Genomic DNA, 12961 nt, shown 5'->3' with positions numbered 1-12961 from the left:
AGTTGCAAATGAAATTTCAACACAACATCTGATATGGCCGCAATTACAGTTAAAAACTTATTTAAAATTTTTGGGAAGAATCCTGAAAAAGCACTTCCACTTATCGAAAATGGTAAATCAAAAGATGAGATATTGGATCAAACAGGTAATACTGTAGGGATCAACGATGCCAGTTTCGAAGTCCAAGAAAAAGAAATGTTCGTTATTATGGGACTTTCGGGAAGTGGAAAATCAACCGTATTACGCTGTCTCAATCGTCTTATAGAACCTACTCGTGGCACCATAATGATCGGTGATGAGGACATCACAAAAATGGATAAGGAGCGTTTGCTCGAGCTTAGACGCAAACAGATGTCCATGGTCTTTCAAAATTTTGGGCTTTTTCCACACCGTACTGTAGCTGACAATGTTGAGTATGGACTAGAAATTAGTGGAATGGATAAGGATGAAAGAAAAGAAAAAGCCTATGAGGCACTTGATATCGTTGGGCTTAAAGGATATGAAGAACAGAAACCGGATGAGCTTAGCGGGGGAATGCAACAACGTGTCGGTTTAGCCCGTGCCCTTGCAAATGATCCTGAGATACTTCTCATGGATGAGGCTTTCAGTGCCCTGGATCCACTTATACGAGCCGATATGCAAGATGAACTCCTTGAATTACAAGCTGAAGTCCATAAAACAGTGGTGTTTATCACTCACGATCTGGACGAAGCCCTTAAGATCGGTGACCGTATCGCCATTATGAAAGACGGCTATGTGGTTCAGGTTGGAACCCCGGAAGAAATTCTGACAAATCCTGCCAATGACTATGTGAAAGCATTTGTCCAAAATGTGGACCGCACCAAGGTGATCACCGCACAGGCCATCATGAGGAAAGCCCCTACCGTGCAAATACCAAAAGACGGCCCCTCGGTGGCAATACGTAATATGGAAAAAGTTGGGGTATCCACAACTTATGTGGTCAATGAAAACCGACATCTCAAAGGGTTGGTCTCTATTGATGACGCCATAGATTTAAAAGAAAGAGAAAGTCGGGACCTTAATGAGATCCTTAATAAAGATATTGAGGTTGCAGGTCCCGATACCCCGATAAATGCACTTCTGACCAAATCTCTTCAATCCAAATACCCCATTGCTGTGGTTGATGAAGACAGCAAGCTACTCGGTATCGTTGACCGGGCAACTATTCTGGCCGAACTTAATGAAAATGATTCTGGCGAATCAGAAACAGATAACGAGAAATTCAAAATTTCCAATACTTAGTTATGATCGATATTCCCGTAGGAGAGTTTTTTGAATTCCTAATTAACTGGCTCACTGATAATCTGGGTGGGTTCTTTGATGTGATCACTGTCACCGTCAAGACCTTTTTAACTGGTATTGAGAACATCCTGTTGTTCCCCCACCCCGCAATAATGATCATTCTGCTGGCAGCACTTGCATGGTACGTTTCCGGTAAAGGTGTTGGTATCTTCACCGTTTTAGGCCTGGTATTGGTGGAGAGCATGAATATGTGGGATGGCACCATGGAAACCCTGGCACTTATCATCACAGCCGTTTTCATCGCCTTGATGATCGGTGTACCCTTAGGAATCTGGGCCTCAAAAAGTAAAACGGTTGAAAATGTTATCAGGCCAATTCTGGATTTCATGCAGACCATGCCGGCATTTGTTTACCTGATTCCCGCCGTCTTGTTTTTTGGACTGGGAGAAGTCCCCGGTATTATTGCAACTCTGATATTTGCCATGCCTCCTGCAGTAAGGCTGACAAACCTTGGTATTCGACAAGTACCGGAAGAGATCCGGGAGGCAGCATTGGCCTTTGGGTCTGATAACAAACAAATGCTTTTTAAAGTTGAACTTCCGGTTGCCATGCCCACTATTCTGGCCGGCGTAAATCAAACCATCATGCTGGCATTGTCAATGGTGGTCATCGCGGCATTGATCGGGGCCGGTGGATTGGGACAGCCTGTTGTTGAAGGCCTGCAACGCCTCGACATCGGCTTAGGCTTTGAGGGAGGCCTTGCCATTGTAATACTTGCTGTATTCCTTGACCGTGTGACACAGTCATTGGGAACATCAACAAATTGAAACAAAACAGTTTTTTTAATCGACCAATTTTAAATCATAAATCAAACAAAACAAGATAATTATGAAAGCTAACAATAAATTTTTGAATCTGCTTTCAAAGCTTGGTGTCTTTATTCTGGCCATCAGTTTTTTAAGCGGATGCACACAAGATCAAGACAATCAAAAAACAGCCGACCTGGTATATGTCAATTGGGCTGAAGGTATAGCTTACACAAATCTTGCCAAGGCTATTCTGGAGGACAAAATGGGCTACGAGGTAGAGATCACGTCTGCCGGTGTGGGACCTGCCTACACTGCCGTCGCTCAGGGAGATTCTGACGCCTTCATGGAAACGTGGTTACCTGTTCTTCATGCCGATTATTACGAACAGTTCAAGGACCAGATAACAGATCTAGGAACCGTTTACGAGAGTACCCAAAGTGGCCTTGTTGTACCAACTTATGTTGAGATCGATAGTATCTCTCAATTGAATGGAGTTGCGGATCGCTTCAATGGTGAGATCACAGGTATTGATGCCGGAGCCGGTATCATGAGCACTACCAAAAACGTGATCGAGGAATACAACCTTGACCTGGAACTGGTACAATCCAGCGGTCCGGCTATGACCTCAGCCCTTCAAAGCGCCTATAATGATGAAGAATGGATCGTTGTAACCGGATGGAAACCCCATTGGAAATTTGGACGATTTGATCTCAAATTTCTTAAACAGGATCCTGATAAGGAACTCTGGGGCACCGGACAAATTCACATTATGGGTCGCCAAAACCTCGAAGAAGACAAACCTGAACTGGCTCAGTTCCTGTCTAACATGTACTTGACTGATGCTGAACTTGCCGACCTTATGGTAGCCATTGAAACTTCAGAAGAGAACGTTGAGACGGTTGCCAGAAACTGGTTAAATGATAATGAGGATGTGGTTGAAGATTGGATCCCGGAAGATAATGAGCAAGCTTCCATGTGATCAGATCCCACTTTAAGTGACTTTTAAAAAGGAAATGCGTTAGCTCGTGTTTCCTTTTATTATTGGGTTAAAATGATAGCCTGATTTGTAAGCCAATGGAATTATTAACATTCCCCTCTAACACCCATATTATTCCTATGAATAATATTTCTTCAAAATTGACAGCAAAAAACTTGTTTCAGAATTCTAGTCGATAAAGTCGAACAAAGTCTGTTTACCATTTTATTGAAGCTATTTTTTAAAATTGTAACAAAATGCTCTTTTTCCCCTCTTAAATAGAAGAGAGATACACATAGTAAACAGACTTTACTATGCAGCTAAAAACAAGGGTTACAAATTGGGTACAATATCATGAAGAAACACATGGGGTCTAAAATAATATTGGATGCCTACCTACAGGCATTGAAAAAGCATCAATGTCCATATGATATTCAAAGAGCCATTAACTACATAGTAAAACCAAAAGTAAATAAAACCCGAAAGCTTTTTATAAAATTGCGTGCTATAAGATCACTTTTACTGCTATTACTATGTTTGTTTATACATACAGCTAAGGGACAGGAACTTAAGAAAACACTGGTTTATCAAGATAATATTTACAGTCCTTCTGTCATTTTTGTACTAAATGAAGACACCATTCTTACCGTTGAGTTAAGCAACAAGGAGGCGGTATTAAACATGCATGACTTAAAGAGTAAGAGCATGATCGCTTCACACCCTGCCGGCAGAGGCCCCGGCGAACTATCGCAGACTGGAGCAAAACGTTTCTCAAGAATCAATAATGATTTAATTTTATTGTGGGATAAAAGCCAACGAAAAGGAATAGTATATGACCACAACCTGACTTATATAACGGATATCAGATATAACGATCGCTCAATCAGCTCTGCCATTATCCTTAATGATTCACTAGCTATAGTCAGAAAATTCTATGATATGCAAACACTGACTGAAATTCGCCATTTCAAAAAATATGAAATCACTGATGATATTTTGTTGAAAATTGATACAGATTATTATGGTAGTCTGTTACCGATCTCACGAAATCCAATGGTTGATCAGGGCCCTATGTTCTCCGGGACCGACAACGCCTATATTGGATTTAATTATTCCACCCTTGTACTTTCAATTTCTTCCAACGGCAAGGTCGATACTCTAAAAACACCCAGATCCTTCATATTACCTACAGTCGAATACGATAACGGGTATTCAGCACCTGATCATACAATCTCCCCTGAAGGAACTCTAAGCATCGCTACAGACGATTACTATGTCTATGTTTTATTTTCAGGGAAAAAGTTTGAGATCAAACCGTTTATGATGGCTGTAAAAACCATTACAGGTAAAATTGCTGATGAGTTTGAAAAGTCAGACAATACGACGGAATTACAAATATTTGACAAAAAAACGGGGAATTACATCAAGAGTATTGAGCTTCCTGAAATGGCAAAAAAAATTGATGTATATGGCAAATATCTTTACGCTCTATCGTATGTAGATGGCTTTTATCAAATTATTAAGTATGAGCTTACACTATGAAATATGTAAAGATCGTTTTAGCCTTTTACTTCCTCATTTCATCCATCAATAGATTGATCTCAGAAGAGGATTTTACATTTATTCTAGCAGAATCAAACTCCTATTTACTGATTAAATGGATTTTGATTCTAACGGAGATACTTATTGCGGTTTCTATTTTAACTGGCAGTCGGGCAAATCTTGGAGTTATTTTAGGCTTTGTACTAATAACACCCATTTTGATTCTATCACTCATCAATACCATTCTGGGATCCGATCTAAATTGCCAAATCGGTTACCTTGAAGTAAGCCCTCCTTTTTTGCTATTTCAAAACGTCATTATTTTCGCTTTATTGATGCTTTATGCAATAAATTTTCGGAAGAAGAAACCCGATTTGGATTAATTTTTCAGAATTGTAGCCGAACTTGAACTCCGATTGAGTTCCGTATATTCCCCTCTATCTCATTCAATCCACTGCTGATTAAATGGCGATCCTCAAAAATTGTGACCCCATATTTGAACCAGATATCCAGAAATGAAGTGGCCTCGTACTTTAAAGTAACATAGGCCCTTTGCCCCTGATCATACAGCACCGTATTAGACATCACATACAGGAGGTCACTTTCGAACTGATAAACCCGGGTACTGAAGCTGTCAGTATCAAACAAAGTCACTCTTCCATCAATACGCACTTTGGAGACCGGAAGGATTCTCAGGTCCTGATAGATCAGAAATCCTGTTTCCCATTCTCCGCCAGCTTCTTTATTTCGAACCAGTTCCACTCTGGACCTTAGACGTACTTCCGGACTTACCTGATACTCAAAATTTGTTCTGATACTGGACCGTGTCTCTTCACCCAATTGGATCTGCTCATTCCCCATCTCATTCAAGATCACGTAATCATCATCTCTGGTTTCAGACCGTATCAAAAAGTACACATTCATGCTTGAGTTGAAATTGATTTCACTAAGCAACAAGACATCGAACCCACCGGTTGGCTGCGTGGTCCCAAACCTTGGCGCCATAAATTGATACTGATCAAAATATCCACTCAAAATAACTTTATGGTTTAGAATATGTCTGAGTCCGACATAAAAGCCCTCTTCATTTTTAGGCCCGGATGACTGTTCCCCAAATCTACTTGCCAAAAACGACTGAAAATCTTTCTGATAATGCCTGTATGCGAGAGCCAGATCCGTATTTTTACCTACAGGTGTTTCCAATCCGGCAATACCTCCAAATCCTCCATTTTCACTTCGGGCTACTTCACCAAATATAAAACTATTACGGATCAGCGCCCTGTAATCGATACCAACCACGGAATGTTCTCTGCCTTCGAAGTCATAGGCACTGCTTAATAGTGTACCCTTAGTTATGTAACTGCTGAACCGATTATAATAGCCGGTGATCCCTACCAACCCTATAGGAGAATCTACCCTGATCCTGCCACCTGTTGTCATTTGATAGATATTATTTTTTCGGCTTATCTCATTATTGGTCCTGTGAAATCCTGAGGATGATGGAAACCGTGTGGTATCTACACCTGTCACTGAAGCCGTTCTGGGTCGTTCAGAATAAAAACCAGTCAAGGCAATTCTATCACCATAAGATGCTGCCACACCCCTGAAAAAATCTGTTTCCTGGGCTGATGAATATGGTTTGATCCCTCTTTCATTCTTTGAGACCGTCCCAACTACTTCTCTCCCTTTTCCAAAAGCACCCCCACTCCAAAGCACTAATCCCTGGCCAAAACTGAGACTGTAATCACCCACAACCAATGCATTTAGTTTGCCATTATCCATAAGAGCAACGTGACCGGAGATAAAGTCAAAACCGGTGATTCCATTCAATGGCTCCCCGGCATCTTTCTCCTGGGTCAGATTCATAGATAAGTGGTTTGTACTCATTCGGATACGCTGATAATATTTCATTGGGGAACCGGTATACCCACCTAAACTATCGGATCTGATATATCCCTCACTTTCCTGCAGATCTAGCTGATACCTTGAAAAAACTTCTGCCTTACTATTTGCCAACCAATATTCAGGTCTCATGTACATATCCCGAAACCGTTCACCTGAACGTCCTATCGAGACATAAGGTTGAATTCTACTATAAGTAGCCGGGCCAATACCGGATACCTCAAGCAATTCATCTTTGCTCTCAAATGGCTTTAAAGCCCTGTAATCTAAAATTGCACGAGCTATCTTTAAGTTTATTCCGGGTATTTGAAGCAGGTCATCCAGCTTTCCCCTATTGATATTAACAGGATCCGCAGACAGATCTTCAAGGAACTGAGTCAGTTGCTCTCCGGTGAGTCCGGTTTCCTCGGGATCCAGCTCTTCAAAGGCTTTCTCCAGGTGTTGCTCTACACTGGTAGAATCTTGCCCATAAGCGGATAACGGGAGTAACCCGATAAATACCACCAAAGTGGCAGATATGATCACTAACCGATATTTCATTTTTAAAATTTGAGAGCTAGATCGAGCCCGGGACTGAAACCCAATAATTCATGTTTTTGTACGGCAAAGTTTATCTCCCAGATTTCCTGACCATATCCAAACCCTCCGGAATAACTGATGGGCTCAGTAGTAACCCCGACTCTGCCATATAACCCCTCAAATATATTCACCTCAAGCCCACCCCGGTATGAAACCGGAAACCGTACATCTTTAGCGACATCAAAGGCAAACAATGCTATTTCATTGAAACTGTAGGTAATTCCAATGATAATGTCTCTTGGAAGTTCCTCGGAAATACCCTGGTACTTAGGTTTGTTTACATTTGTTGAGCGAGCCCCGATCCAAAGGGACTTCGTTAATTCTGCTGCAATACCAACATCCACGCCTATGGCACTTCCCGATCCATATGTACCGCCAAAGGATATGTGATTATAATTTCCTACAACAGAAAAGTGGAGCATTTGCCACTCATTTTTATATCCTATACGGACTCTCATTTCATTGAATATGTTGTCTCCATATCTATGGAACCCAAAACCAACTACACCCAGTTTTGTGGGAAGAGTTGTTACGGCAGCCATATCAGTGAGTTCTGAAAACCCGTAGTTTCTCAATCCATAAAACCCTATGGTTTTATTCTCATGGTTCATCATAGCGGGATTAGCAAAGATCGCCCATTCGTATTGGTCAATGGCCATAGCGGCCTGGCCCATTCCCAATCCTTTTGCTCCCATGATGAGTTGAGCATGTAAAGGACCCGAAAACAGTACAAAAATTATCCCGAAAGTTATTTTATATAGTATATGTTGTATTCGTATCATTGAGTACCAATAAATACTTTGTTATGAATACCTCTCTCTTTTTGAATAATGTAATAAAGACGGTCCTTTTTTGTGGAATATTTTTCAACTTTCTAACATTTGAAGCAAGATCCCAGGAGCTGAATTGTACTGTAGAGATCAACACAGACCGGTTGGAAGGCTCTTCATTTCAATATCTAAACAGACTCAAAGCGGATATTGAAAACTATTTAAACGAGTACAGTTGGACCGATACAGATTTTCAGGAACACGAACGCATTGAATGCCTGATGCAGATCGTGATCGTTAGCGGCACCTCAAACTACCTCTTCAGTGCCGAAACAGTCATTCAGGTTCAACGCCCTATTTATAACACTACTAACAAGACATCCACTTTACTTCTTAGTGATAACGGTTGGCAATTCAGCTATCCCGAAGGCCGAACTATGATCCACGATGAGCTGCAATTTGATGACCTAACCGGTTTTCTGGATTTTTACAGCTATATAATTCTTGGTTATGACTTCGATACATTTTCAGAATTGGGTGGATCTGAGTATTTCGTACAAGCCCAGAATATTTTGAACCTGGCCCAAACCACTAATGCAGCCGGCTGGAGTCGCAACTCTAATAATCAGCGAAACAGAAACACCCTGGTCAGTGATCTGACTTCCGGTAGCTATAATGATCTGAGAAGGGCTTATTACAGTTATCACCGACTTGGGTTAGATCGTTTTATAGACACACCGGATCAGGCAAGACAACAAATTTTAACAACCCTAAGGAATATTCAGACTGCCAAACGGCGATCCACAAGTAACTGGCTATATGATATCTTTTTTGATGCAAAGGCCCGGGAAATTGCCGGTATCTTTCAATCCGCACCTCGTGATGTTCGATTGGAAGCCTACAACATTTTACGACAAACCGATCAGGGTCACTTAAGTGAATATGAAAGCCTTCAGAACTAAGATATTTGTATCTTGGTTTTGTATATTGGGCGCCCAAAAAAGCGGTTCCATAACTGAAATTTTCAAGCTGAAATCAGAATAGAATGAAATTTTACGTATGTATAAAAATGGTGCCCGACGTGTACGCACCGTTACAGATCAAAGACGGACAACTAATACAGGATGCAGACCGGATGGTATTGAATGCCTATGATGCTTCTGCCGTTGAAGAAGCCCTCGTTTTAAAGGAAAAACATGGCGGTGAAGTAGAAGTTGTTTGCATTGGTGCATCCAAAGCGTCTGAAACCATCAGAAAGGCACTGGCTATGGGAGCCGATAAAGCTACCCATATAGTGACATCCGGTGATGAAGCTTATGATTCCGGATCTTACGCACGGGTGCTAGCAAAATTCTTTGAAGACAAAGAGTACGATGTTCTTTCACTTGGAAAACAATCTCAGGATACGGACGCAGGATTAACCGGCAGCATGCTTGCCGAATTGTTGAATCTCCCCTATACAACGAACGCTGTTGGACTGGAAGCCGAAGACGGTAAACTGATCGTGAAACGTCAGGGAGATACCGGTCAGGAAATGATCGAACTGCCAACACCATGTGCGGTTACCTGCTCTAATGATATGAATGAACCGCGTATTCCAAACCTAAAAGGTATTATGGCCTCTAAGCGTAAGCCAATGGAACAGGTGGAATTGTCATCTCTCGGACTGAGTGAAGACGAATTATCAGCGAATACCAAAGTTCTTGGTTATGAAGAAAAACCTGAACGGGAAGCCGGTAAAAAATATGAAGGCGAACCTGAAGAGATCGCTCGCGAAGTTGCACAACTACTTGATACCGAAGCAAACGTGATATGATATAATGTTAAATGCTTTTTTTTTAATGTTATATGGGTCCCATTTAACATTTAGCACTTAACATTTAGAATTAGCCCAAAAACTTTTAAATACACGAGAAAACGAATGAGCACTATACTTACCCACATCGCCATTGCAGATGGCAAGATCAAACGTTCATCACTAGAGGTACTTTCACACTGCAAACAACTTGCTGATCAGGCAGGTCATTCAGTTGAAGCAGTTGTTGTGGATGCCAATGCATCATCATTTGTTGAGGGAATTCAGAAGTACGGAGCGTCTAAAGTGTATGTAGTTGAGGATCCGATCTTCAAAAATCACATGAACACCCCTCTTCTTAAAGCACTTGCAAAAGTTATGGAAGCTGCAAATCCTGCTGTGTTTGCCTTTGCCTCCACTGAAGGAACCAAAGATATTCTAGGGGCCCTGGCAGCCAATCAAAATGCAGCTGTACTTCCGGATGTATCTTCTTTTGAACTGATAGACGGAGGTATAAAGGCCAAACGACCTGTGATGGCCGCCAAGATCATTGCAAGCACTGAAGCCAGGGGAGACACTGTATTGGTATCGGTTCGTTCCGGTTCCTACGACCTGGTTGAAAATGAAACCACTGCTGAAACCGTGACGGTTGATTTCAGTATGAACGATGGAGAACTGATATCCACCCTTAAGGAGATCATTTCCGCTTCCGGTGACACCATCGACCTGAACGAAGCAGAAGCCATTGTGGCAGCAGGCCGCGGTGTCAAAGATGAGGAAGGACAAAAACTGATCTCAGAACTGGCAGAGTTACTTAATGCCGGGATCGGTGCTTCAAGAGCATTGACCGAAGCAGGTGTATACGATCCGAGTCTTCAGATCGGACAGACCGGGAAAGTGGTTTCTCCTCAGCTTTATATTGCTGTTGGGATCTCAGGTGCTATTCAGCACGTAGCCGGTATGACCAACTCTAAGGTTATCGTTGCTATCAACAAAGACCCTGATGCCCCGATCTTTGAGATCGCGGACTATGGAATTGTCGGAGACTTGTATAAAGTACTCCCTCCATTCATCGAAGAGCTTAGAAAAATCAAAAACTAAAGTTTAATGTTAAGTACTAGATGTTAAATGGGTAGAACTTCAATTAACATTTAAAATTCAACATTTATAAATTTCCCTATGGACGAAAAGTTTGATTGTATCGTAATTGGTGGTGGTGTAGCGGGATTAGCAGCAGCTATGACCCTCGCCCGAAATAACATGAAATTCCTGCTCATTGAACGGGGAGAATTCGCCGGTTCCAAAAATGTATCCGGTGGCGTTTTATGGGGTAGCGACCTTGCAAAACTCGTCCCAAACTACTGGGAAGAAGAAGATGGCGGATGGGAGCGTTTCATCAATCATCGGCGATTGACACTCATGGACGAACAATCAGCTTTTACCATAGATTTTAAGTCTTCTCACTTCAACGAAACTCCATATACCGGAGTAGTAGTGCTTAGATCCAAATTCGACAACTGGCTTTCGGGCAAGGTTCAGGAAGCCATCGATGCCTCCGATTATGCTATGGATTCCTTCATCGCCACCAACATCAAGGTAGACGAAGTGATCATGGAAAATGACAAGGCCGTAGGCATTCGAACCGGCGAGGACGAATTTCACGCTGATTCTGTGATCATAGCTGAGGGAGTGAATAACCTCCTTACCCGTCAGGTGGGTCTTCAGGACAAATATGTACCTGCCGACCACATGCTTACCGGTATCAAAGAGATCATCCGTTTTGATCAGGAAGTACTGGAACAGAAATTTCAGTTGAATGGGCTCAGTGGCATGAGCAATGAATTTGTAGGAGCAGCCACTGATGGAATTGAAGGTGGTGGTTTTCTATACACTAACCGTGACACCATTTCACTTGGTCTGGTTCTGGGGATCAAGGATATGCGGGAAAAGAAAAAAAGTCCGCATGATGTGCTCAACCATTTCAAAACACACCCTGCCATTGCTGATATTATCAAGGATGGAGAAGTTGTGGAGTACTCGGCTCACGTGGTGTCATCCGGAGACAGCCGCGTTATGCCAAAGGAATTATACAAAGATGGCATACTGCTGGCCGGTGAATCAGCGAACCTACTCATGAATGCCGGCAAAGCCATTCAGGGAATGGATTATGCCATGAGATCCGGAATTCTGGCAGCTGAAACGATCGTTAAAGCCAAAGAGAAAGGGGATTTCAGCTCTACCACGCTGAAAGAATATCGTTCAGCAATGGATCAGAGTTATGTCATGAAAGACATTAACGGATTCCAGGACGCCGTTCACCTCCTTCATACTGAAACCATGCAGCAGAAAGTGCCAAACCTTCTGTGCGATTTCGGCCGACAGTTCTTTACCATCAAAAATGAACCGACACCGAAATCTAAAGATATGCTGAAGGGCGCTGTTAAACGGCATGCTTCATTTTGGGAACTTGCAAAATTAGGTTTTAAAGCCGGAAAATCATTGTAAGTGAAAAGGCAACAGTGAAATGTGAAAAATTTACAGCATATTTGATAGCATAGCGAAGACTTCATTTGCCAATTTTTCCACTTTCTTTGATTTATTGTTATTTAGATATTCTAAATTAATTGAAATTTCGAGTTGAGTATCTAATTCTACCAGTGAAGATCTGGAAATTCGATAGAATCGTTTTCGTTCTTTTTCAGATTTTCTAGAGGCACCTTCTGATAGGTTAGAAGGAATCGAAACAGTGGCTCGTCTCATTTGACTTGATAAACCAAAAGTTTCAGTCTTTGGAAAACCTTCAATTAACCGATAGACCTCACTTACTAACTCAATACTTTTTTTATAAACATTTAAATTTTTGTGATTCAGTTTAATCATAGTACCCCCTTGGATTTTTAATTCACAAATAAATACCAAAAATTTCGAATTCTGAAAAGGCAAAAACCTTTCACTTTTGCCTTTTCACATTTCATAAAGAGCAACGTTATGAAAAATCTTAAATTAACCGAACGACTCGGACTTGTAAGCTACCGTAATCAGTCAAAATCTGAGATCAAGCCGCATATTGTGGTTGATACAGATATATGTAATTCAACCTGCCCTCACAAATGTACTACCTGGGTATGCCCGGCTAATTGTTATACCATGGATGATAACGATCAGGTGCATTTTCAGGTTGAGGATTGTATCGAATGTGGCACCTGTATGTATGCCTGTGATCAGGGAGCCGTGGACTGGAATTTCCCGGATCCTGAGATCGGACGTGGTGTTACCTGGAATTTCGGTTAACCCATCCATCCCTACTTATTTCGTAACAAATCTC

General features: G+C 41.7%; 12 protein-coding genes. 9 read left to right on the top strand and 3 right to left on the bottom strand.

Annotated features, from left to right (window positions below; translation table 11 throughout):
* Positions 1-33: 33 nt before the first annotated feature.
* The 4 genes from AC13FX_RS10250 to AC13FX_RS10235 all read left to right on the top strand — a co-directional run bounded on the left by AC13FX_RS10250 (position 34) and on the right by AC13FX_RS10235 (position 4590).
* Positions 34-1263 carry a quaternary amine ABC transporter ATP-binding protein gene (locus tag AC13FX_RS10250; protein ID WP_482880475.1) on the top strand — a complete coding sequence of 410 codons (1230 nt, stop codon included), beginning with the start codon at positions 34-36 and terminating at the stop codon, positions 1261-1263.
* A 2-nt stretch (positions 1264-1265) separates the two neighbouring features.
* Positions 1266-2090 carry an ABC transporter permease gene (locus tag AC13FX_RS10245; RefSeq protein WP_482880474.1) on the top strand — a complete coding sequence of 275 codons (825 nt, stop codon included), beginning with the start codon at positions 1266-1268 and terminating at the stop codon, positions 2088-2090.
* A 61-nt stretch (positions 2091-2151) separates the two neighbouring features.
* The gene (locus AC13FX_RS10240) at positions 2152-3051 is read left to right on the top strand and encodes a glycine betaine ABC transporter substrate-binding protein (RefSeq protein ID WP_482880473.1); all 900 of its coding nucleotides are present in this window, start codon (positions 2152-2154) and stop codon (positions 3049-3051) included.
* Between the two features lie 363 nt (positions 3052-3414).
* Entirely contained in the window at positions 3415-4590 is a 1176-nt protein-coding gene (locus AC13FX_RS10235; RefSeq protein ID WP_482880472.1) for a hypothetical protein, read from the top strand.
* A 387-nt stretch (positions 4591-4977) separates the two neighbouring features.
* Here AC13FX_RS10235 and AC13FX_RS10230 read toward each other — a convergent pair whose 3' ends face one another.
* Positions 4978-7032: a ComEA family DNA-binding protein gene (locus AC13FX_RS10230; RefSeq protein WP_482880471.1), complete on the bottom strand. Its 2055-nt coding sequence runs from the start codon at positions 7030-7032 to the stop codon at positions 4978-4980.
* 2 nt (positions 7033-7034) lie between these two features.
* On the bottom strand, positions 7035-7766 hold the full coding sequence (locus AC13FX_RS10225) for a hypothetical protein (RefSeq protein ID WP_482880470.1): 732 nt from the start codon (positions 7764-7766) through the stop codon (positions 7035-7037).
* 110 nt (positions 7767-7876) lie between these two features.
* Here AC13FX_RS10225 and porD point away from each other — a divergent pair, with 110 nt between their 5' ends.
* The 4 genes from porD (at position 7877) to AC13FX_RS10205 (ending at position 12141) form a co-directional block, all read left to right on the top strand.
* The gene (gene porD, locus AC13FX_RS10220; protein WP_482880469.1) at positions 7877-8803 is read left to right on the top strand and encodes a type IX secretion system protein PorD; all 927 of its coding nucleotides are present in this window, start codon (positions 7877-7879) and stop codon (positions 8801-8803) included.
* Between the two features lie 83 nt (positions 8804-8886).
* The gene (locus AC13FX_RS10215; protein ID WP_482880468.1) at positions 8887-9657 is read left to right on the top strand and encodes an electron transfer flavoprotein subunit beta/FixA family protein; all 771 of its coding nucleotides are present in this window, start codon (positions 8887-8889) and stop codon (positions 9655-9657) included.
* A gap of 105 nt (positions 9658-9762) precedes the next feature.
* Positions 9763-10737, top strand: coding sequence for an electron transfer flavoprotein subunit alpha/FixB family protein (locus tag AC13FX_RS10210; RefSeq protein WP_482880467.1), 975 nt, complete (start codon positions 9763-9765; stop codon positions 10735-10737).
* A 78-nt stretch (positions 10738-10815) separates the two neighbouring features.
* The gene (locus AC13FX_RS10205; RefSeq protein WP_482880465.1) at positions 10816-12141 is read left to right on the top strand and encodes an FAD-dependent oxidoreductase; all 1326 of its coding nucleotides are present in this window, start codon (positions 10816-10818) and stop codon (positions 12139-12141) included.
* Positions 12142-12171: 30 nt separating this feature from the next.
* Here AC13FX_RS10205 and AC13FX_RS10200 read toward each other — a convergent pair whose 3' ends face one another.
* A complete protein-coding gene (locus AC13FX_RS10200) occupies positions 12172-12516 on the bottom strand; it encodes a four helix bundle protein (protein ID WP_482880464.1) in 345 nt (114 codons plus the stop codon).
* 108 nt (positions 12517-12624) lie between these two features.
* On the opposite strand from AC13FX_RS10200, the gene AC13FX_RS10195 reads away from it, so the two are divergent.
* Positions 12625-12927 (top strand): ferredoxin family protein, encoded by a 303-nt coding sequence (locus AC13FX_RS10195; protein ID WP_482880463.1) that lies wholly within the window; start codon positions 12625-12627, stop codon positions 12925-12927.
* Positions 12928-12961: the final 34 nt, after the last annotated feature.

It is taken from the genome of Gracilimonas sp. B-17 (assembly GCF_056857935.1).
Note: the sequence above shows the minus strand (reverse complement) of the source record. Positions and strands in the feature narration are given on the sequence as shown.

What these genes read in the sequence shown, in the direction of transcription:
- AC13FX_RS10250 (WP_482880475.1), top strand. Translation starts at nt 34, where the DNA reads ATGGCCGCAATTACAGTTAAAAACTTATTTAAAATTTTTGGGAAGAAT.
- AC13FX_RS10245 (WP_482880474.1), top strand. Translation starts at nt 1,266, where the DNA reads ATGATCGATATTCCCGTAGGAGAGTTTTTTGAATTCCTAATTAACTGG.
- AC13FX_RS10240 (WP_482880473.1), top strand. Translation starts at nt 2,152, where the DNA reads ATGAAAGCTAACAATAAATTTTTGAATCTGCTTTCAAAGCTTGGTGTC.
- AC13FX_RS10235 (WP_482880472.1), top strand. Translation starts at nt 3,415, where the DNA reads ATGGGGTCTAAAATAATATTGGATGCCTACCTACAGGCATTGAAAAAG.
- AC13FX_RS10230 (WP_482880471.1), bottom strand. Translation starts at nt 7,032, where the DNA reads ATGAAATATCGGTTAGTGATCATATCTGCCACTTTGGTGGTATTTATC.
- AC13FX_RS10225 (WP_482880470.1), bottom strand. Translation starts at nt 7,766, where the DNA reads ATGGGAGCAAAAGGATTGGGAATGGGCCAGGCCGCTATGGCCATTGAC.
- porD (WP_482880469.1), top strand. Translation starts at nt 7,877, where the DNA reads ATGAATACCTCTCTCTTTTTGAATAATGTAATAAAGACGGTCCTTTTT.
- AC13FX_RS10215 (WP_482880468.1), top strand. Translation starts at nt 8,887, where the DNA reads ATGAAATTTTACGTATGTATAAAAATGGTGCCCGACGTGTACGCACCG.
- AC13FX_RS10210 (WP_482880467.1), top strand. Translation starts at nt 9,763, where the DNA reads ATGAGCACTATACTTACCCACATCGCCATTGCAGATGGCAAGATCAAA.
- AC13FX_RS10205 (WP_482880465.1), top strand. Translation starts at nt 10,816, where the DNA reads ATGGACGAAAAGTTTGATTGTATCGTAATTGGTGGTGGTGTAGCGGGA.
- AC13FX_RS10200 (WP_482880464.1), bottom strand. Translation starts at nt 12,516, where the DNA reads ATGATTAAACTGAATCACAAAAATTTAAATGTTTATAAAAAAAGTATT.
- AC13FX_RS10195 (WP_482880463.1), top strand. Translation starts at nt 12,625, where the DNA reads ATGAAAAATCTTAAATTAACCGAACGACTCGGACTTGTAAGCTACCGT.